The 18,635-nt window shown below is 26.0% G+C and carries 23 protein-coding genes; all 23 read right to left on the bottom strand.

Going from position 1 to position 18,635, the window contains the following annotated elements:
- Positions 1-1,122 carry a putative cytokinetic ring protein SteA gene (steA, locus tag BUA77_RS02540; protein WP_072887018.1) on the bottom strand — a complete coding sequence of 374 codons (1,122 nt, stop codon included), beginning with the start codon at positions 1,120-1,122 and terminating at the stop codon, positions 1-3.
- Between the two features lie 324 nt (positions 1,123-1,446).
- Positions 1,447-1,668 carry an alpha/beta-type small acid-soluble spore protein gene (locus BUA77_RS02545; protein WP_072887020.1) on the bottom strand — a complete coding sequence of 74 codons (222 nt, stop codon included), beginning with the start codon at positions 1,666-1,668 and terminating at the stop codon, positions 1,447-1,449.
- A 94-nt stretch (positions 1,669-1,762) separates the two neighbouring features.
- Positions 1,763-2,575 (bottom strand): sporulation transcription factor Spo0A, encoded by an 813-nt coding sequence (gene spo0A, locus BUA77_RS02550; RefSeq protein WP_072887022.1) that lies wholly within the window; start codon positions 2,573-2,575, stop codon positions 1,763-1,765.
- A gap of 156 nt (positions 2,576-2,731) precedes the next feature.
- The gene (gene spoIVB, locus BUA77_RS02555; RefSeq protein ID WP_159428930.1) at positions 2,732-3,745 is read right to left on the bottom strand and encodes a SpoIVB peptidase; all 1,014 of its coding nucleotides are present in this window, start codon (positions 3,743-3,745) and stop codon (positions 2,732-2,734) included.
- A gap of 108 nt (positions 3,746-3,853) precedes the next feature.
- A complete protein-coding gene (recN, locus tag BUA77_RS02560; protein ID WP_072887024.1) occupies positions 3,854-5,542 on the bottom strand; it encodes a DNA repair protein RecN in 1,689 nt (562 codons plus the stop codon).
- A 14-nt stretch (positions 5,543-5,556) separates the two neighbouring features.
- Positions 5,557-6,003 (bottom strand): arginine repressor, encoded by a 447-nt coding sequence (locus BUA77_RS02565; RefSeq protein ID WP_084605427.1) that lies wholly within the window; start codon positions 6,001-6,003, stop codon positions 5,557-5,559.
- Positions 6,004-6,018: 15 nt separating this feature from the next.
- Positions 6,019-6,828: a TlyA family RNA methyltransferase gene (locus BUA77_RS02570; protein WP_072887028.1), complete on the bottom strand. Its 810-nt coding sequence runs from the start codon at positions 6,826-6,828 to the stop codon at positions 6,019-6,021.
- Positions 6,829-6,836: 8 nt separating this feature from the next.
- Positions 6,837-8,702 (bottom strand): 1-deoxy-D-xylulose-5-phosphate synthase, encoded by a 1,866-nt coding sequence (gene dxs / locus BUA77_RS02575; RefSeq protein WP_072887031.1) that lies wholly within the window; start codon positions 8,700-8,702, stop codon positions 6,837-6,839.
- 127 nt (positions 8,703-8,829) lie between these two features.
- Positions 8,830-9,279 carry a divergent PAP2 family protein gene (locus BUA77_RS02580; protein ID WP_278280547.1) on the bottom strand — a complete coding sequence of 150 codons (450 nt, stop codon included), beginning with the start codon at positions 9,277-9,279 and terminating at the stop codon, positions 8,830-8,832.
- 15 nt (positions 9,280-9,294) lie between these two features.
- The gene (locus BUA77_RS02585) at positions 9,295-10,185 is read right to left on the bottom strand and encodes a polyprenyl synthetase family protein (protein ID WP_072887034.1); all 891 of its coding nucleotides are present in this window, start codon (positions 10,183-10,185) and stop codon (positions 9,295-9,297) included.
- 1 nt (position 10,186) lies between these two features.
- Positions 10,187-10,399 (bottom strand): exodeoxyribonuclease VII small subunit, encoded by a 213-nt coding sequence (gene xseB, locus BUA77_RS02590; RefSeq protein ID WP_084605429.1) that lies wholly within the window; start codon positions 10,397-10,399, stop codon positions 10,187-10,189.
- Between the two features lies 1 nt (position 10,400).
- Positions 10,401-11,609, bottom strand: coding sequence for an exodeoxyribonuclease VII large subunit (xseA, locus tag BUA77_RS02595; protein ID WP_072887038.1), 1,209 nt, complete (start codon positions 11,607-11,609; stop codon positions 10,401-10,403).
- Between the two features lies 1 nt (position 11,610).
- Positions 11,611-12,570 (bottom strand): O-sialoglycoprotein endopeptidase, encoded by a 960-nt coding sequence (locus BUA77_RS02600; RefSeq protein WP_072887040.1) that lies wholly within the window; start codon positions 12,568-12,570, stop codon positions 11,611-11,613.
- On the bottom strand, positions 12,554-12,958 hold the full coding sequence (nusB, locus tag BUA77_RS02605) for a transcription antitermination factor NusB (RefSeq protein WP_072887042.1): 405 nt from the start codon (positions 12,956-12,958) through the stop codon (positions 12,554-12,556). The genes BUA77_RS02600 and nusB overlap by 17 nt, the downstream gene beginning before the upstream one ends.
- A gap of 69 nt (positions 12,959-13,027) precedes the next feature.
- A complete protein-coding gene (locus BUA77_RS02610) occupies positions 13,028-13,396 on the bottom strand; it encodes an Asp23/Gls24 family envelope stress response protein (protein ID WP_072887044.1) in 369 nt (122 codons plus the stop codon).
- Between the two features lie 67 nt (positions 13,397-13,463).
- On the bottom strand, positions 13,464-14,156 hold the full coding sequence (locus tag BUA77_RS02615) for a SpoIIIAH-like family protein (protein ID WP_072887046.1): 693 nt from the start codon (positions 14,154-14,156) through the stop codon (positions 13,464-13,466).
- A gap of 15 nt (positions 14,157-14,171) precedes the next feature.
- Positions 14,172-14,735, bottom strand: a complete 564-nt coding sequence (spoIIIAG, locus tag BUA77_RS02620) for a stage III sporulation protein AG (RefSeq protein WP_084605431.1) — start codon at positions 14,733-14,735, stop codon at positions 14,172-14,174.
- A 14-nt stretch (positions 14,736-14,749) separates the two neighbouring features.
- A complete protein-coding gene (locus tag BUA77_RS02625) occupies positions 14,750-15,310 on the bottom strand; it encodes a stage III sporulation protein AF (protein ID WP_072887050.1) in 561 nt (186 codons plus the stop codon).
- A 10-nt stretch (positions 15,311-15,320) separates the two neighbouring features.
- Positions 15,321-16,478: a stage III sporulation protein AE gene (gene spoIIIAE / locus BUA77_RS02630; RefSeq protein WP_072887052.1), complete on the bottom strand. Its 1,158-nt coding sequence runs from the start codon at positions 16,476-16,478 to the stop codon at positions 15,321-15,323.
- A 10-nt stretch (positions 16,479-16,488) separates the two neighbouring features.
- Positions 16,489-16,875: a stage III sporulation protein AD gene (gene spoIIIAD / locus BUA77_RS02635; protein ID WP_072887054.1), complete on the bottom strand. Its 387-nt coding sequence runs from the start codon at positions 16,873-16,875 to the stop codon at positions 16,489-16,491.
- An 18-nt stretch (positions 16,876-16,893) separates the two neighbouring features.
- On the bottom strand, positions 16,894-17,097 hold the full coding sequence (gene spoIIIAC / locus BUA77_RS02640) for a stage III sporulation protein AC (RefSeq protein ID WP_330389973.1): 204 nt from the start codon (positions 17,095-17,097) through the stop codon (positions 16,894-16,896).
- A gap of 12 nt (positions 17,098-17,109) precedes the next feature.
- The gene (locus BUA77_RS02645; protein ID WP_072887056.1) at positions 17,110-17,631 is read right to left on the bottom strand and encodes a stage III sporulation protein AB; all 522 of its coding nucleotides are present in this window, start codon (positions 17,629-17,631) and stop codon (positions 17,110-17,112) included.
- Positions 17,621-18,592: a stage III sporulation protein AA gene (gene spoIIIAA / locus BUA77_RS02650; protein WP_072887058.1), complete on the bottom strand. Its 972-nt coding sequence runs from the start codon at positions 18,590-18,592 to the stop codon at positions 17,621-17,623. The genes BUA77_RS02645 and spoIIIAA overlap by 11 nt, the downstream gene beginning before the upstream one ends.
- Between the last annotated feature and the right edge of the window lie 43 nt (positions 18,593-18,635).

Consider the following 18,635-nt stretch of genomic DNA (forward strand, 5'->3'; position numbering starts at 1 on the left):
TTAAAATTCTAATAATACTCTTAATTTTAACTGCATAAGCTTTATTAACTGTTGAATAGGTGGTGACAAATAAGCCACTATACATACTGGAAAAAGTGCTGCAAGTATTAGTCCCCATATATATTTTATTTTAAGCTTACTTCTATAAAGAAGATTTACTCCTTTTGCATCTATCAGTTTTGATCCTATTTTAAGTCTTACTAAAAAAGTACTTGCCATACCCTTTCTTCCTTTTTCTAAAAAATCTATCATATTAGAATGAGTTCCAAGTGCAACTATAAGCTTTGCCCCATATTCATAAGCAGTAAGCATTGCTATATCTTCACTAGTTCCTGGTGCTGGAAATACTACAGCTTCAAGTCCTAACTCTTCTACTCTTTTAAGGCCTGGAGCTCTTCCATCAGGATAGGCATGTACTACTATTTCTTTACATTTTTTTAAACATTCATCACTTATACTATCCATATCTCCTACTATCATATCGGGAGTGTATCCAAATTCAAGCAATGCATCTCCTCCACCATCTACTCCTATTAATACTGGCTTTACCTCTTCTATATATGAAATTATAGTGCTTAAGTCTTTTTTATAATCCTGACCCCTAACTACAACTAATGCATGCTTATTTTTAAAGTGTGTTTTTATTTTAGGTATCTCTAATTCTCCTAATATAAATCCTTTTTCCTTTTTAGCATATTCAATAGTATTTTCTATAAAATTATCAAGCTCATGAGATAAATTCTCGTAACAAGCTTTTAATTTTTCTTTAATTTTAACTTGATCTAAAAATTCTCCTTCTCCTATTAATTCATCTTGATAGTATACTTTATTATCTACTATTTCTACAATATCTCCCTCTTCTAACCTTTCAAATACTTCTTTTCCTACATTATCTATTATAGGTATATTTTTTTTAGATAATATCATTGGTCCTTTATTAGGATACCTCCCACTTATAGACATATCTACATTTATTACAGCTCTTATTTTTCCTTCTACTAATGAATTTGCTGCTACTTCATCTATATCTTTATGATTTATTATAGCAATTTCTCCACCATTCAATCTTTTAGCTAAATTCTTAGTTTTTCTATCTATTTTTATTGGAGCTTTTATTCTCATAATTTTCCTCCCTATCATAAAAAAATTCGCTTCATGCTATCGCATGGCTCATGTCGCCAACGAGTCCTAAGGACTTTGTTGCTCAAAATAGTTGATATTTTTATTCAGTTACCAAAGTTACAGTTTAAAAAATTTATACTTTTCTATAGAGTAAAAAATTGAAAATTAGCTTTTAAAAATTTTCTATTATATAAAAATGTAGAATAAGATATTTTTTTGTATAATTTTATTTTAAACAAATCTAATTATATCATATAACTAAGAATAATTTAAATAATAAATAAAGCCATGGCAAGTATATTAACTTAAGCCATGGCTCTTATATTAATCTTTTTTATTTTTATCTATTAACATTTGCTCTCCCATTTCAACTAATTTTTTTGTCATAGCTCCTCCAACATAACCTCCATAAAATACATTTTTTCCGGAGGATAAATCACTTTTATCATTTGTAATATTATTTCCTATTCCCAGCTCATTTGCTATTTCATATTTCATTTGATTTAATGCTTTTACAGCATTAGGATTTATAGCTTGTTTAGACATAATATCACCTCTTTTTTATTTTGTGATTGTTTCATAAAAAAAATACCTCTTATTTGTTGGTTTTAAATCAACAAATAAGAGGTATTTTTTATATTTATCTTGCTACTTTATGTTCAAGCCTTAATTTATCAGCAACCATAGCGATAAATTCTGAGTTTGTTGGCTTTCCTTTTGTATTATGAACTGTATATCCAAATAATTGATTTATAGTATCTACTTTTCCTCTACTCCATGCTACTTCAATTGCATGTCTAATTGCTCTTTCTACTCTTGATGGAGTAGTATTAAATTGCTTTGCTATATTTGGATATAATTCTTTAGTTACAGCACTTAATAGTTCAACATTGTCTATTACCATTTTTATAGCTTCTCTTAAATATAAATATCCTTTAATATGAGCTGGAACTCCTATTTCATGAATTATATTAGTTATTTCAGCTTCTATATTTCCATTATTTCTAACAAAGTCATTTTTAACAGTTTTAAATTCTATTAAAGGTTTATTTTTTTCAATTACAGACACATCTTTATGTCCTACAAGCTCTCTTATTCTACTTATAAATACACTAAAATCAAATGGCTTTACTATATAATAATCAGCTCCTAAATTTATAGCTCTTTGTGTAATTTTATCTTGTCCTACAGCTGATAATATTATAATTTTAGGCATTTTCTTAATATTCATAGAGTTTAATTTTTCTATTACACCCAAACCATCAAGATGAGGCATTATTATATCTAGTATTAATAAATCTGGCTCTTTTTCTGAAACCAAATCTAATGCTTCAACTCCATCTTTTGCTATACCTAGTATTTCTACATCATTTTCATTTTGTAAATATTCTTTTAAAATTTGGCAAAAATCTTTGTTATCATCCGCTATTACTATATTTATTTTCTGTTTCACAAAATTACCCCCCAATAAAAATATTTATATATTTACATAAATAACTAATTCGACATTTCTATTATATTTCCTTCTTAATTATTTTTGTATTTTAAAAAAAATATAACAAAGTCTTTGTTTTTTAATGTAATGAAAGTAGACTTTGTTAAAATAAATTTATTTTAACATCCAATCAATAAATATTGCATATCCTTTTTTAGGATCATTTACAAATACATGTGTTATAGCTCCAATTAATTTTCCATTTTGTATTATAGGAGCTCCACTCATTCCTTGTACTATACCTCCTGTATATTCCAATAATTCTTTATCTACTATTTCTACTATCATACTTTTTGATTTAGGTGTGTTTTGATTAAATATTTTTCTAATTTTTATTTTATATTTTTTTATATTATTATTTTTATCGGGAAACAATAAATATGCATTTCCTTTTTTTATTTCATAATAATTACCTACTTCTATAGGTTTTATTACATTTAAATCAGAAATATTATTAATTTTTCCTTTTATTCCAAAAGAAGTATTTTTATTAAATATTCCTATTATATCATCTTCTCCAAATTCACCCATTATTTCACCAGGTACTCCTGATATTCCTTTTTTAATTCCTATTTTTTTAGGTTTATATAGACTTCCATTCCTTACTTCAATTAATTTTCCTGTATCTATATCTGTAATTCCATGACCTAAAGCAGAAAATTCTTTAGTGTCGGGATTATAATAAGTAAGAGTTCCAATTCCTGCTACTTTATCTCTTACCCATACTCCTATTTTATATTTATTACTTTTATCATCTTTATATAATTTTATATTTTTATTTAGATATGAGCCATCTCTCTTTAATGTTATATTAACAGTATTTTTAGATATATCATTTAATATATTTTCTATATCTTTAGCTTTGTTCACCTCTTTATTTTCTACTTTTACAATTATATCTCCTATTTTTATTCCTCTGCTTTTTTGTTTTAAATAATTTTCATCAATTCCTATTACTAATACTCCTTTTGTATCTAATTTTATCCCTGTCACATTACCAAGAGGAACTAAATATAGTTTATCTTTGTCAGAAGCTTGAATAAATAAATTGAATGATACAAAACTTGTTAGAATAATAGATAAAATTATAGTAAAAAACAACATTTTCTTTTTAGAAAATTTTGTCACTATTATCACATCCTTGAGTTCTTTTAATATTAATTTTCCTTGAAACTCAAATTTATATCCGGAACAAATAATTATAATACTGTAAAAAAAAACAAAAAATAAAGACATTTAAATGTCTTTATTTTTTGCAATTTGAAGTAGTTCTTTTGCATGTTCTATAGTTTTTTGTGTTATATTAAGTCCTCCTATTAATCTAGCAATTTCTTGTACTTTATCTTCTTCGGTTAATTTTTCTATTCTTGTATAAGTTCTATCTTCTTGAGTAATTTTTTCTATATTAAAATGAACATCAGAATTAACAGCAATTTGAGGCAAATGAGTTATACATATAATTTGCTTTTTATTTGATATAATTTTTAATTTATCACCCACAATTTGTGCTGCTATTCCACTTATTCCTGTATCTATTTCATCAAAAACTAATGTTTCTACTTTATCTATATCTGATAAAATAGTTTTAAATGCTAACATAAATCTGGACATTTCTCCACCAGATGCTATTTTGTAAATAGGCTTTAAATCTTCTCCTAGATTAAATGAAATCATAAATTCTATAATATCTTTTCCATTATGAGTAAAATCTTCTCTTTCTTCAAAATTAACTTTAAAACTTACATTTTTCATATTTAAAGAATTTAGCTCATTACAAATTTTATTTTCAAGCTCTTTGGCAATTTCTTTTCTTCTTAAAGTTATTTTTTTACTTTTTTTATTTAAATCTTCTTTTATTTTTTCTAAACTTTCTTTTAACTGAATTATTTTTTCATCTCTACTTAATATTTCATCCAATCTTAAAGTTATTTTTTTCTTATATTCTAAAATTTCCTCTATAGTATTTCCATATTTTCTTCTAAGATTATTTATTGTATCAATTCTAATTTCAACATCATCTAAATTTTTTATATCAAAATCAATATTATCTTTATAATCCCTTACATCTTTTGATAAATCTTGAAGTCTGTACATTATATCTTCTAAATTTGAATAATAATCTTCTAGTTTCTTATCAAAATTTGATAAATCACCTAAATCCTTTAATGCTTTTGAAATTAAGTCAAAAGCATTTATATTAGATTCATATAAGTTTAAATACGCCTTATTTAAATTAGTATATATCTTTTCACTATTTCTATGCACTTCTCTTTGTTTTAAAAGCTCTTCATATTCTTCTGCACTTAAATTAGCATCCTCTATTTCATCTATTTGAAATTTTAAAAGATCTATTTCTCTTGCAATTTGTATATCATCTTTATTTTCTGTAAGTGAATTTAACTTATTCTTTATTTCTGTGTATTTTTTATATCCAATTAAATATTCATCTTTTAAAATTTTTAATTTTTCTTCTCCATATAAATCTAAAAATTCTATATGCTTTTCTTTATTAAACAATACTTGATTTTCATGCTGAGAGTGAACATCAATTAAAAAAGAGCTTATATTTTTCAAAAAAGAAAGCCTTACATTTCTTCCATTAATTCTACTTATATTTTTTCCATCTGCATAAATTTCTCTTGATATTATTATATTTTTATCTAAAGATGTATCTATTCCATATTCTAAAAGTTCATTTTCTAACTTTTCATTTGAAACATTAAATGTAGCTTCTATTAAACCTTTATTAGTTCCTTTTCTCACAAAAGATTTGTCAAACCTTCCACCTAAGCATAGATTAAGTGCATCTATTATTATAGATTTTCCTGATCCTGTTTCTCCAGTTAATATATTTAGCCCATTTTCAAAGTTCAATCTTACCTCTTCTACTAATGCAAAATTATTTATATATAACTCAAGGATCATAATAATCCTCCTATCTAAATTAACTTCCTAAATCTATCTTTTATTTTCTCTACATATTCTATGTTTTTTATTAAAACAAATACTGTATCCATCCCCGCTATTGTTCCAACTATTTCTCTAAGATCTAATTCGTCTATAGCTCTAGCCACTAATTGTGCAGATCCAGAAACAGTTTTCAAACACACAATATTTTCTGAAGAATCTAAATCTACAAGAACTTCTTTTATTAATCTAATTAATCTATCAGAAGAACCTTTTTCTTCTTTCTTTAATGCTGCATATTTATACCTTCCATCTCTAGTTAGTACTTTTACTAGCTTTAACTCTTTAATATCTCTAGAAACAGTAGCTTGAGTTACATTTATACCATTATCTCTAAGTCTTTGAGCAAGATCATCCTGAGTTTCTATCTCTTCATTTTCAATTATTTCTAGTATTTTACTGTGCCTTGATATTTTCAAAACAATTCCTCCTAATTAAAGATTTTTATGGGAATTATTTACTACTTCTGAAATATTTGTTTTATAATCCTCATTGCTAATATTATTTATATTTTCATTTTTTCTTATGTATAATAGATATTCTATATTCCCCTCTGGACCTTTTATTGGTGAATAATCTAAGTTTAAAACTTCAAATCCAATTTCTACAGCAAAATTTACTATCTTTTCTATAACTTCTATATGAGTTTCTTTTTCTCTTACTACTCCTTTTTTTCCTACCTTTTCTCTTCCTGCTTCAAATTGAGGCTTTATTAATGCTACTATTTCTCCATCATTATTTAAAAGTTCTTTAGCTTTTGGAAGAACTAATTTTAAAGATATAAAAGAAACATCTATTGAGGCAAAATCTGCATATTCTCCTATATCTTCAAAGTTTACATGTCTTATATTAGTTCTTTCCATACATACAACTCTATCATCTTGTCTTAATTTCCAAGCAAGTTGTCCATATCCTACATCTATAGAAAAAACTTTTTTAGCTTTATTTTGAAGCATACAATCTGTAAAACCACCAGTTGATGCACCTATATCTAAGCATACCTTGTCTTTTAAATCTATATTAAATTTTTTCATAGATTTTTCTAATTTTAATCCACCTCTACTTACATATGGAATAGGATTTCCTTTTACCTGTATTTTACAGTCTTCTTTAACATTTGTTCCTGGTTTATCACATCTTTGACCATCTATAAATACAAGTCCTGCCATTATTGCTTTTCTAGCCCTTTCTCTACTTTCAAAATATCCTTGTTCTACTAACAATAAATCTGCTCTTTTTTTCATAATAATTGTTACCTTTCTATATTTAATTCATTTAATACTCTATTAGCTATTTTTTCACTAGATAATCCATACTTATTATAAAGTATATCTACACTTCCATGTTCTATAAAAATATCCGGAAGAGCTATATTCACTATTTTTCCTTTAAATCCAAAACTTGATAAAACAGAAGTTATTTTTTCTCCAAATCCTCCAGTTAAAACATTATCTTCAACTGTAAATATATATTTATATTTTTGACTTAAATCTTTCAATATATCTTCATCCATAGGTTTTAAAAATCTACCATTAATAACTGTAGGACTTACTCCTTTTTCTTTTAATGTATCTGCTGCTTCAAGAGAATTTTTAACTACATTTCCTATTGCTATAATTGCTGTATTTTCTCCTTGATTTAATAATTCCCATTTACCTAATTTAAAATCAAAATTTTCATTTTTAAGTTTTATAGCTTCTCCTCTAGGATATCTTATAGCAACAGGTCCATCTATTTCAAAAGAAAATTCAATCATCTTTTCAAGCTCTAGTTTATCTTTAGGCGCCATAACAGTTAGATTAGGTATTGAATTTAAATAACTTAAATCAAATACGCCATGATGAGTTTCTCCATCAGCTCCAACTAATCCTGCTCTGTCAAGCAGGAATGTAACAGGTAAATTTTGAAGAGCAACATCGTGTATTATTTGATCATATCCTCTTTGAAGAAAAGTAGAATATACAGCAAAATAAGGTCTAATTCCATTTGCTGCAAGCCCTGCAGCAAATGTAACTGCATGTCCTTCAGCTATTCCTACGTCAAAAAATCTATCGGGATAAGCTTCTTTAAACTTATTAAGTCCAGTTCCAGATGGCATAGCAGCGGTTATTGCAACTATTTTTTTATTTTTTTTTGCAAGAGATACAAGCTTATTTCCTACAACTTCTGAGTAACTTTCTTTAGTGCTTTTTTCTATACCTTTTTCAACATTAAAAGGACTTACTCCATGATATTTATTAGGTTCATTTTCTGCAAATCTATATCCTTTTCCTTTTTTAGTAACTACATGTACAAGTACTGGCCCTTTTACATTTTTTATTTTATTGAAAGTTTCAATTAACTCATTTATATCATGTCCATCTATAGGTCCAAAATACTTTATTCCCATTTCTTCGAATAAAATACCTTCACTCATAAAGTATTTTACACTATCTTTGAATTTATCAGCTGCTTTATAAACAGTATTTCCAATTTTAGGAATTATATTTGTGATATTCTCAAATTCATCTTTAATCTTTTTATAAGCTTTATTAGTTCTAAGTTTTAATAAGTAATTAGAAAGACTTCCTACATTTTCATCTATAGACATTTCATTGTCGTTTAAAACAACTATCATATTTGTTTTAGTATGTCCTAAATGATTTAATGCTTCAAATGCCATTCCTCCTGTTAAAGCTCCATCTCCTATTATTGAAATAATAGAGTGACTTTCTTTATTTATATCTCTAGCCATGGCAAGTCCAAGTCCTGCTGAAATAGAAGTAGAACTATGACCTGTTTCAAATATGTCATGGCTACTTTCACATCTCTTTGGAAAACCACTTAGTCCTTCAAATTTTCTTAATGTATCAAATTTATCTCTTCTTCCTGTTATAATCTTATGTACATAAGCTTGATGTCCAACATCCCATACTATTTTATCCTTTGGGCTTTTAAATATATAATGAAGAGCAAGTGTAAGCTCAACTATTCCTAAATTTGAAGCTAAATGTCCACCGGTTTTAGATATTGACTTAACTAAGAATTTTCTAATCTCATTAGCTAGAATATCTAGTTCATTTATATCTAATTTTTTTAAATCCTCAGGATCATTCACATTGTATAAATATTTATACATTATTTCATCCTACTTTCTCAATAATTATTTTTAATACAAATATACCCTAGTATTTATTACTAGGATATACTGATACACTCTATATATACTTAAAGCATAGATATTATAGCATATTAAAGGTTCGTTTTCAAATCATTATATTAGCAATTATAATCCCAAGTATAGCTCCTGAAATAACCTCTACAGGAGTGTGTCCAACTAATTCTTTTAATCTTTTTTCATTAAACACATCTTTTTTATGAGCATGAATATCCTCTATCATTTTATTTAAAATCTTAGCTTGTTTGCCAACTGCTCTTCTAACTCCTGCTGCATCGTACATTACAATTAAAGCAAAAACCAATCCTAATGCAAATTCAACAGAATTATATCCTCTTTTTATTCCTACTCCTGTTGCTAAACTCATTACAAAAGAAGAATGAGAGCTAGGCATTCCTCCAGAACCTACAAATCTTGAAACATCAATTTTCTTTTCAAATACAAATGTAAGTATAACCTTTAAAAGCTGAGCTATAAACCAAGCTGTAAAGCAAGCCATAAAAACATCGTTATTTAATAACCCTTCAAAAAAAGACACTTAAAATCCTCCTTATTAATATTCTCTGTCTACAATATAATCTGCTAAATATTTCAAAAACTCTCCTTTATCTTCAAAGCTAGATATAGAATTTTTAGCGTCATCTATAAGCTTTTTAGCAATTTTTTTTGATTCTTCAAGTCCAAACAATGAAGGATATGTTGATTTATTATTTTCCAAATCACTTCCAACATTTTTTCCAAGTTTTGATTCATCTCCAACAATATCTAATATATCATCAACTATTTGAAATCCAAGACCAATGTTATTTGCATAAGTAGTTATATTTTCTAATTGTTTCTCATCTGCTCCACCTATTATAGCTCCAGCTCTTAAAGCTCCTACAATCATTGCTGATGTTTTGTTGGTATGAATGAAATCTAATGTTTCTTTATCAATTTTTTTATTTTCACTCTCTAAATCTACAACTTGACCTGCAATCATCCCATATACTCCTGCCGCTTTAGCTATTTCATTCATTGCTTTTAAATATTTATAGCTTTCTTTCTCGTATTTTAATGAATGTTTAATCATCAACTCAAAAGCATAATTTAAAAGTCCATCTCCAGCAAGAATTGCTATGCCTTCTCCAAAAACTTTGTGATTTGTCGGCTTTCCTCTTCTTAAATCATCATCATCCATTGCTGGTAGATCGTCATGTATAAGAGAATATGTATGTATCATTTCAATTGCACATGCAAATGGTATAGCATCTTCAATATTTCCTCCAACTAAAGAAGTACTTTCCATTAACAGTATAGGTCTAAGTCTTTTTCCCCCAGCATCTAAGCTATATTTCATAGCCTCAAATAATGTTTTTTGATATCCTTGTATTTTCGGTATATAATTTTCAAGCTCTTTTTCGAAGTATTCTTTCTTATCATTTAATTCTTTTTTTAAATTCATACTAATCCTCCCCAATTTCAAACTCTAACTCTTCAAAATTTTCATCAGAAAACTTTGTTATTTTAAGTTCAGCAGATTCTAATAAATTGTTACAATACCTATATAACTTAATACCTTCTTCATAAAGCTTTAAAGATTCATCTAAAAAAACTGCTTCTTCTTCTAATTTTTCAAGTATTTCTTCTAATCTTTTATAAGCCTCTTCATATTTCATATTAATCTACCTCTTTTAAATTTATATTTTCAATCTTACAATCTATATCAGCTTTTTTAAACAATATTTTAATATTATCTCCTAAATTCAAATTTTTAGGATTTTTTACTAACTTACTTTCCTTTTCAACTAAAGCATATCCTCTTGACATTACTGATAAAGGGCTTAAACTATGTAGATTTTTTCCTAAGTGATTCAACTGATCTTTTTTAAATTTTATTTTATTAACTACTGCTTTATTCATATCTTCAAATATGCTATCTAGTTCTATTTTTTTATCCTTTAAAATAAAATTTGAATATGTAAAGAGTATCCCTTTTTTTACATTTTCAAGCTTAACTCTATCTTTATCTATTATATTTTTAAAAGTTTTATCTATTCTATGTTTTATATTTTCAAGCTTATATTTCACATCTAAATATGAAGGCACAGCAATCTCTGCAGCAGCAGAAGGTGTTGGAGCTCTAAAATCTGCTACAAAATCTGAAATTGTAAAATCTGTTTCATGTCCGACAGCAGAAATTATAGGAATTTGAGATTTAAATATACTTCTTGCTACTATTTCTTCATTAAAAGACCACAACTCTTCTATAGATCCTCCACCTCTACCTAATATTATAACATCTACATTACTAAATTTATTAAAGAAATCAATTGCTTTAACTATATCTTCTGCTGATTTTTCCCCTTGAACAAGTACTGAATATATCTTTATATTTACTTTTGGATATCTTCTACTTATTACATTTATTATATCTCTTATAGCTGCTCCTGTAGAAGATGTGATAACTCCTATATTTTTAGGCATAGCGGGAATACTTTTCTTATATTTTTTATCAAATAAACCTTCTTTTTCTAATTCATCTCTTAACTTCATAAATTTTATATATAAATTTCCTATTCCTTCAATTTCTATAAAATTAATATAAAATTGATAACTTCCGTCTTTCTCATATAAAGATATATAACCTGATGCTACTATATTAAGCCCTTCTTTTAAATCTATATCAAGTGGTCTATTATTTTTAAACATAACACAATTTATTTTAGAATTTTTATCCTTTAAAGATAAATATACATTTCCACTACTGTGTATCTTTAAATTAGATATTTCTCCTTTTACTTTTAAATTATAAAGTATAGGGTCATTTACAAGTATTCTTTTTATATACGAGTTAATCTCACTTACTGAAAGAGCCTTTAATTTCATATTATATCCCACCTAAAAAACTATTTAATCCAATTAATGAAACTCCAATAGCATTATCCTTTGCATACTCTGATTTTGTAAAATAAGTATTTATATTGTATGATTTTAAATTATCACTTAAATTAGAAGATATATATTTGCTGGAAGATACACCTCCAACAAATAGTATATCTTTCACCTTATACTTTTCACTCAAATATATTAATGCTTTGTATAAAGAATCTGAAACTACCTTTAATGTAAGTTTAGATATATACTCTTTTGAATAATCATTTATCAAACTATATATCTTTGTCTCCATTCCTGAAAAATTCATAAATCCTTCTTTAGAAGAAATTCTTAAATTTTTTACTTCTTCATTACATTTCATTGCATTTTCATCTATATAAAATCCACATGGGAATGGATATTCAAATTTTACCCCTATTCTATCTATAAGTTGTCCCACACTTATATCTTTTGTTCCACCTATTATTTCTAAATTATATCTATTTAAAAATTTATTAACCAAAAGTATTTCTGTTGTTCCTCCAGACATATGAACACATATAAATTCATCTTTATCTATTTTTGTATCAAAGAAAGCTGCCTCTATGTGTCCATCTTGATGAGACGTTTCATATAATGGAATATTTAGAACTGAAGAAATCCCTTTGGCAAATTTATATCCACAATTAAATACTGGCATATAGGATCCTTTTATAGATCTTGGTTTTGATGAAGCACAAATACCAACTATTTCAAATTCTTTTATTTTAGATTTAATATTTTCAAACATATCTCCTAAATTATTTACATGCTGAAAAACTGCTTCTGACTGCCTAAGTCCTTTGTTTCCCTTTTTTACACTTAACATTTTTTTATCGCTTAAAATCAATTTTCTTTCTAAATTTATAGCTGCTATAGAAGTAGTATAGCAGCTTGTATCAATTCCTAAAATTATTTTATTTTTGAGTATCATTTAAAACACTTCCTAATACTCCATTTATAAAGCTTGAGGAATCTTCATTTGCATATTTCTTAGCAAGTTCTACAGCTTCATTTATAGAAACCTTAAAAGGTATATCTTCCCTATAAATAAGCTCTACTATAGCAAGCCTTATAATACTTAAATCAACTTTAGCTATTCTATCTAATTTCCATCCTTTAGAATACTTTGTTATAAATTCATCTACTTCGTCCTTATTTTCTATAAATTTGCTTCCTACATTTAATATGTAGTCTTTATCAAAGTTTTCATGAGAATTTTCTTCAATAAAATCTTCTACTCTTTCAATAGTGTAATCCTTAGTCATTTCAATTTGATAAAAAAGCTTCATTGCTAGTTCTCTACTAATTTTTCTACTCATTACTTACCTCCTAAATGTTTATCTACACAAAACTAACCCTCTGATTATTCAGAGGGTTAAATATTCATATTATTGATTGTTTTCTTCAATTTTTTCTTTTTTAAAAGTAATTCCTTGAATATGAACATTTACCTCAACAACTTTTAAACCAGTCATTGTCTCAACAGTATTTTTAACATTTTCTTGTATTTTCCATGCTACATCTGGTATAACAACTCCATATTCAATAAGTAAAAATAAATCTATAAATACATCTTCTTCATTTACTACTACTTTAACACCCTTAGATAGATTCTTTTTACCAAGAATTTCAGTTATATTACCTGTAATACTTCCACTCATAGATGCTACACCTTCTATTTCAGCAGCAGCGATTCCTGATATAGTAGCTATCACATCTTCAGATATTTTTATCTGGCCATAGTTTTTGTTTTCCACTGGTACACCCCCAAAGTGTTTATTGAATTATATTCTAATTATATCAAATGAGAGTAAATTTTACAAATTATCTTTTATACTCCATTATTTTTATATTTTCATAAGGTAATTTTGTTTCCGTATATACTACATCAAATATTTTTGCTACATCTTGCTTATCAAGCTTTTCTTTATCAACTATAACATTTGCACTGTTTTTACTTATATATACAATAGGATTATTAAAGCCTTTAGCCGTTAATAAATTTTCAATATTTGACTCTGCTTCTCTATATTTAACTAATTCTAATTTCATAGCTGATGCTTCATCTATTGATTTTTGACTAGAAGAAGGATTTTTTATAATTGCATCTAATTCTTCTATTAATTCTCCTCTTTTTTGTTCTCTATTTAATTTCATATCAATAAAATATGTATCCTTTTCCATGTTCTCCTTTAAAGCCATTTCTTGCGTTATATTTGCACTAGTTTCCTTTACTTTTTCTTCAACTTCACTTTTATTACTATCTACAACTTTTATTTCCTCATTTTGGCTATCTTCTTTAGAAGTCTCTTTTGCTAATTCTTCATCTACATTTAAATTTTCATCTTCATCCATATTTTGTAATAAACTTTGTTCATACTCTTCAAGCTCACTAGAAGTTTCAAGTAATGACTTTTTACTTAAGTTATAATTTATTGTTCCCACTAATACTAACATTAATACCAATGTAAATATAACAAAATTTCTACTTTTTAAAAATTTTCCATTAAACTTCATAATTTTAAATCCCCCTTATTTCTTTTTTGGATACACCTCTATTTTATGGCCAGATACTTGAAGTACTGTTTTAACAGCATTAAAAAGTCTTTCTTTTACTACTATATTTTCTGCTCCCTCTGCTACAACAATAACCCCTCTTATTTGAGGTTCAATAGATTTTAATAATATAGGTTCATTTCCCTGTTTATTATTTGTAGTAACTATTGTTTGTGTATTATTTTCTGTTGTTACAACCCTCCTTCCACCAGCTGAATCATTTTCCTGTGTAGTTTCAGTTGATATAACCTTATTAAAAGCAGGTTCAATTTCTCCATTAGTTTCTAAAGTTATCATTACCTTTACAGATTTAACACCTTGTATGTTTGATAATATTTCTTCTAGTCTCTCCTCTAAGACTTCTTCCTTTGTAGTATTTGATTTTATATTTTCTTTTCTTTCTACTAAAGTTGCATTTGGATAATTTTTTTCTGCTTTTCCATCAAATATATCAGAAATACTTATAAGAAGTATTAATGAAATTATTATTACAGCTATAATACTATACATTTTTTTCTTATCAAATTTCATGTTCTCCATAATGATCCCTCACATTAGTTAATTTTTATTTTTTCAATAGATACTTTAAATACCTTATTTAATGTATTCTTTATATTTTCCTCATGTACTTTACTCTCACTAAAAGCTTCTTTACAGTTTTCACTCTCTTTAAATTCTATTTTTTCTTTACTTTCATTATTACTATTTTTATTAGTTTTTAGTTCTTTTATTACTAGATTTTTGACTTCATTACCTTCTATTTCTATACTTTCTAATTTATAACCCTGTTCCTCTAATTTTAGATTTATACTTTCCTTTAAATAATTATTATAATTTTCTCTTATTTTTTCTTTATCTATATTTTTATCAAAAGCCATTAATTTTTCATTATATCCATATTGAAACTCATTAAATTCTTTTAAAATCTTATCTTCTATAGACATTTCATTTGTAAAATTATTTATAATAGGTGTAATTACTATAAAAATAAATATGAAATTTAGTGCTAAATTTATATAAGACTTCAAATTTCCTGAAGGAAGCAGCATATCTATTAAATTTATTATAAATGCTGCTATTAATATACTGCTTATCCATTCCTTTACAAAGTCCATTTTATCCTCCTTAAAGTTTTGTTACATTTCCAATTGATGCAAGTATAGCTATAGTTATAAAAAACATTATACATATAGCAACTACAGCAGATAATATTATAGTCATTAAATTTCCTATTTCATTTAAATAACTAGATATTCCATCCTCTGATATAGGCTCAATAACTATTGATGATATTTTATATACTAATATAATAGATACTATTTTTAAAACAGGTATTAAACATATTCCTATTAGTATAACAAGTGATGCAGCCCCTAATACACTTTTCAATAAATGTGATGAAGAAAGTAAAATTTCTATTGAATCAGAAACAAACCCTCCTATCACAGGAATAAAGTCTACTGCAAATTTTATCGTCTTAACTGAAAAATTATCAAAGGATGTAACATATATACCTTGTATAGAAATTATTCCAAGATATATGGTTAATAAAATACCAATAGTGAATATATTAATTTGCTTTATAAAAGAAAAAAATCTTTTTAGTTTTATATTTTCAGATATACTATTTACAATTAATATTGAAAAAGATAAAGTCATTGTAATTATTAAAAATGTTTTAAAAATAATATTTATAAAAACAATTCCTCCTAAAAATACTGGATTTAAAGCTGCAGATGTAACTGGAAATCCTAAAGTTACTAAAAGAGCTATCTCAATTGGTATTGCTATTTCCATAAAATTAACCATATGCTCTATAGTAGATTTACATATATCTAAAGCCTGTTTAAATCCTAAAAAACTTATAGATATTATTATAAGGAATATTGCATAATTTGATATTTTACTTACTGATCCTGATGAAAAAGAATTGTCTAAGTTCTTAAGTATTGAAGATAATATAGAAAGTACTAAAATACTAATAAATATTTTAAAATTTATTCTCAACTCTTTTAAAAAATAATCTTTAATTATGTCTTTATCTATAAGGTCTAGTATATTTTTCTTTCCTTTCATTACATCCATAATAAAATTTTTAAAATTTATATTTTTTAATGCTTGTTCATTTTCAAAACATTCTTCTAGCTTGTATATTTCCATAGATTTTAATTGACTTTCTAAATATTCATTTATATCTTTTTTAGCTTCATCATTTTGTGCAAAAGAAAAAGTAGTAATTAAAATCATCATAATTATTAAGCTAATAAATAATCTTCTTCTCATAAGTAAACTCCTAAGGAATAATAGTTATTATTGTGTTCAATATAGATAACAGTATGGGGAAAGAAAGAGCAAGTACTATAACCTTTCCACCAAACTCAAGTTTAGAAGCTATTGCTCCTTCTCCACAATCTTTACAAATCTGAATAGCAAATTCCATTAAATAGGATATTCCTACAATTTTAATTATTGTAGAAAAATACATTTTATTAATATGTACTTTGTTAGACAAGTCGTTTATACAACTAATTATATAATTTATCTTATAAATTGATGCTAAAAATATACCTATACCAGTTATTAATGCTATAGCTATTCCTATTTCTGGTCTTTCTTTTTTAAATAGTAAAGATAAAATAGTTCCTACAAAGGCTACTGAAATCAGCTTAACAAATTCCAACCTATCACTTCCTTCTTGTTAATAAAGATTAAACATTGTCTTTACAGTATCAAATAAATTACTTACTTCTTTTATTACCATAGTAAGCACCAGTACTATTCCTACAAGATTTGCTGCATACGCCCATTCCTCTTTTCCTGCCTTTTGCAAAACTGAATGTAATACAGATAATAATATGCCTATACCACCTATCTTAAAAATTAAATCTACATTTATTCCCATAAAACCTCCTCCTTAAAAAAATATTATTACTAGTAAAAATCCCATACTCACCGTTAATTTCTTGTATAAAACACCCTTGCTAGTTATTTCAACGAAAGCCTGACTTTGCATTTTTTTAAAATTTTCTATTGTCAAATTTATAATTCTTTCTTGAGAGTAAAAATCACTTTTACCTAAATTGATTATCAAATTCCTTAATTCATGAATTTCTTTTTCTTCTAAAGAAGTATTTTCTTTAATTAAACATATAGTTCCATCTAATATTTCTTCTAAATTTTTACTATCACTATTTTCTATATTATTACTTAGATTTTTAAAAAACTTAGATACTGCAAACTCCTTTCTTTCACCTAATTTTGAAAAAACTTCTCCTAATGTATAAAGTCCAAATTCAAGCTGCATATGAAGTATTTCTAAGATTTTTATTAAATCTGATATATCCTTATATTTCTTTTTATATGATTTATGTATTTCTTCTCCTAACAAAAAAAAGCATATTAATATTATTGTAATTAGCACTATCTTAATTAACAAAGATACACCTCTTTTCTTCTAAATCATATATTTTCTCTACTGTTCCTGGTCCTTTTCTTGAAGATAGAACAATTACTCTTTTAAACAATTCTTTATCTAGTAAAGTGTTTAACTCTTTTCTATTTTGAATATCTTCTATTCCATATCCATGAACAGATGTTATAAGTCCAACTCCTCCATTCAAAGCAGTATACAATGATTTTATTTCTTTGCTATTTCCTATTTCATCTGTAACTATTACATTTGGTGACATAGACCTTAAAAGCATCATTATTCCTATATCCTTTGGACAAGACTCTATAATATCTGTTCTAGTCCCTATATCTCTTTGAGGCACTCCTAAATACGACCCAGCTATTTCATTCCTTTCATCTATCACAGCAACCTTTACACCTTCAAAATTATACTCTTCAATCCCATTACTTATATTTTTAACTATATCTCTAAGAAGTGTTGTTTTTCCACACTGAGGAGGTGAAATAATTAACGTATTATGTATTCCTTTTGAAGGTTTTATTATATATTTAATTACTTTTTTTGAACAATCTAACACTTCTTTAGATATTCTTATATTCAAAGATGAAATGTGTTTTATATTCTTTATATTATTTTCTTCAATTATAACCTTTCCTCCAATTCCTACCCTATGTCCTCCTCTTATAGTTATAAATCCTTTTTTTATATCATCTAAAAAAGAATGTATAGAATATCTACATATAAGCTGAAAAGTCTGTTCTATATCTTCCTTTCTAACTATGTAAGCGTATTTATCACAAATATCAAAAGAATTTTTTCTTAAATTTAAAAAGTAATCTTTATTATTTGCACAAATCATAAGAGGCCGATTTATTCTAAGTCGTATTTCTTCTATATCTCCTATAAATTCCCCCCTCACATTTAATAAACACTCCTTTATTTTTGTGCTAAGTGAATTAATAATTTCTTCTGGAAGTTTATTCATAAACTCGTCCTCCTTCCTATTTCTAAATAATATTATGCTAAAT

It is taken from the genome of Tepidibacter formicigenes DSM 15518 (assembly GCF_900142235.1).
GTDB lineage: Bacteria > Bacillota > Clostridia > Peptostreptococcales > Peptostreptococcaceae > Tepidibacter > Tepidibacter formicigenes.

What these genes read in the sequence shown, in the direction of transcription:
- BUA77_RS02600 (WP_072887040.1), bottom strand. Translation starts at nt 12,570, where the DNA reads ATGATACTCAAAAATAAAATAATTTTAGGAATTGATACAAGCTGCTAT.
- dxs (WP_072887031.1), bottom strand. Translation starts at nt 8,702, where the DNA reads ATGTATAAATATTTATACAATGTGAATGATCCTGAGGATTTAAAAAAA.
- BUA77_RS02570 (WP_072887028.1), bottom strand. Translation starts at nt 6,828, where the DNA reads ATGAAAAAAAGAGCAGATTTATTGTTAGTAGAACAAGGATATTTTGAA.
- steA (WP_072887018.1), bottom strand. Translation starts at nt 1,122, where the DNA reads ATGAGAATAAAAGCTCCAATAAAAATAGATAGAAAAACTAAGAATTTA.
- xseB (WP_084605429.1), bottom strand. Translation starts at nt 10,399, where the DNA reads ATGAAATATGAAGAGGCTTATAAAAGATTAGAAGAAATACTTGAAAAA.
- BUA77_RS02615 (WP_072887046.1), bottom strand. Translation starts at nt 14,156, where the DNA reads ATGAAGTTTAATGGAAAATTTTTAAAAAGTAGAAATTTTGTTATATTT.
- BUA77_RS02585 (WP_072887034.1), bottom strand. Translation starts at nt 10,185, where the DNA reads ATGAATTTAAAAAAAGAATTAAATGATAAGAAAGAATACTTCGAAAAA.
- spoIIIAG (WP_084605431.1), bottom strand. Translation starts at nt 14,735, where the DNA reads ATGGAGAACATGAAATTTGATAAGAAAAAAATGTATAGTATTATAGCT.
- BUA77_RS02625 (WP_072887050.1), bottom strand. Translation starts at nt 15,310, where the DNA reads ATGGACTTTGTAAAGGAATGGATAAGCAGTATATTAATAGCAGCATTT.
- spoIIIAE (WP_072887052.1), bottom strand. Translation starts at nt 16,478, where the DNA reads ATGAGAAGAAGATTATTTATTAGCTTAATAATTATGATGATTTTAATT.
- nusB (WP_072887042.1), bottom strand. Translation starts at nt 12,958, where the DNA reads ATGAGTAGAAAAATTAGTAGAGAACTAGCAATGAAGCTTTTTTATCAA.
- xseA (WP_072887038.1), bottom strand. Translation starts at nt 11,609, where the DNA reads ATGAAATTAAAGGCTCTTTCAGTAAGTGAGATTAACTCGTATATAAAA.
- BUA77_RS02545 (WP_072887020.1), bottom strand. Translation starts at nt 1,668, where the DNA reads ATGTCTAAACAAGCTATAAATCCTAATGCTGTAAAAGCATTAAATCAA.
- spoIIIAC (WP_330389973.1), bottom strand. Translation starts at nt 17,097, where the DNA reads ATGGGAATAAATGTAGATTTAATTTTTAAGATAGGTGGTATAGGCATA.
- spoIIIAA (WP_072887058.1), bottom strand. Translation starts at nt 18,592, where the DNA reads ATGAATAAACTTCCAGAAGAAATTATTAATTCACTTAGCACAAAAATA.
- recN (WP_072887024.1), bottom strand. Translation starts at nt 5,542, where the DNA reads ATGATCCTTGAGTTATATATAAATAATTTTGCATTAGTAGAAGAGGTA.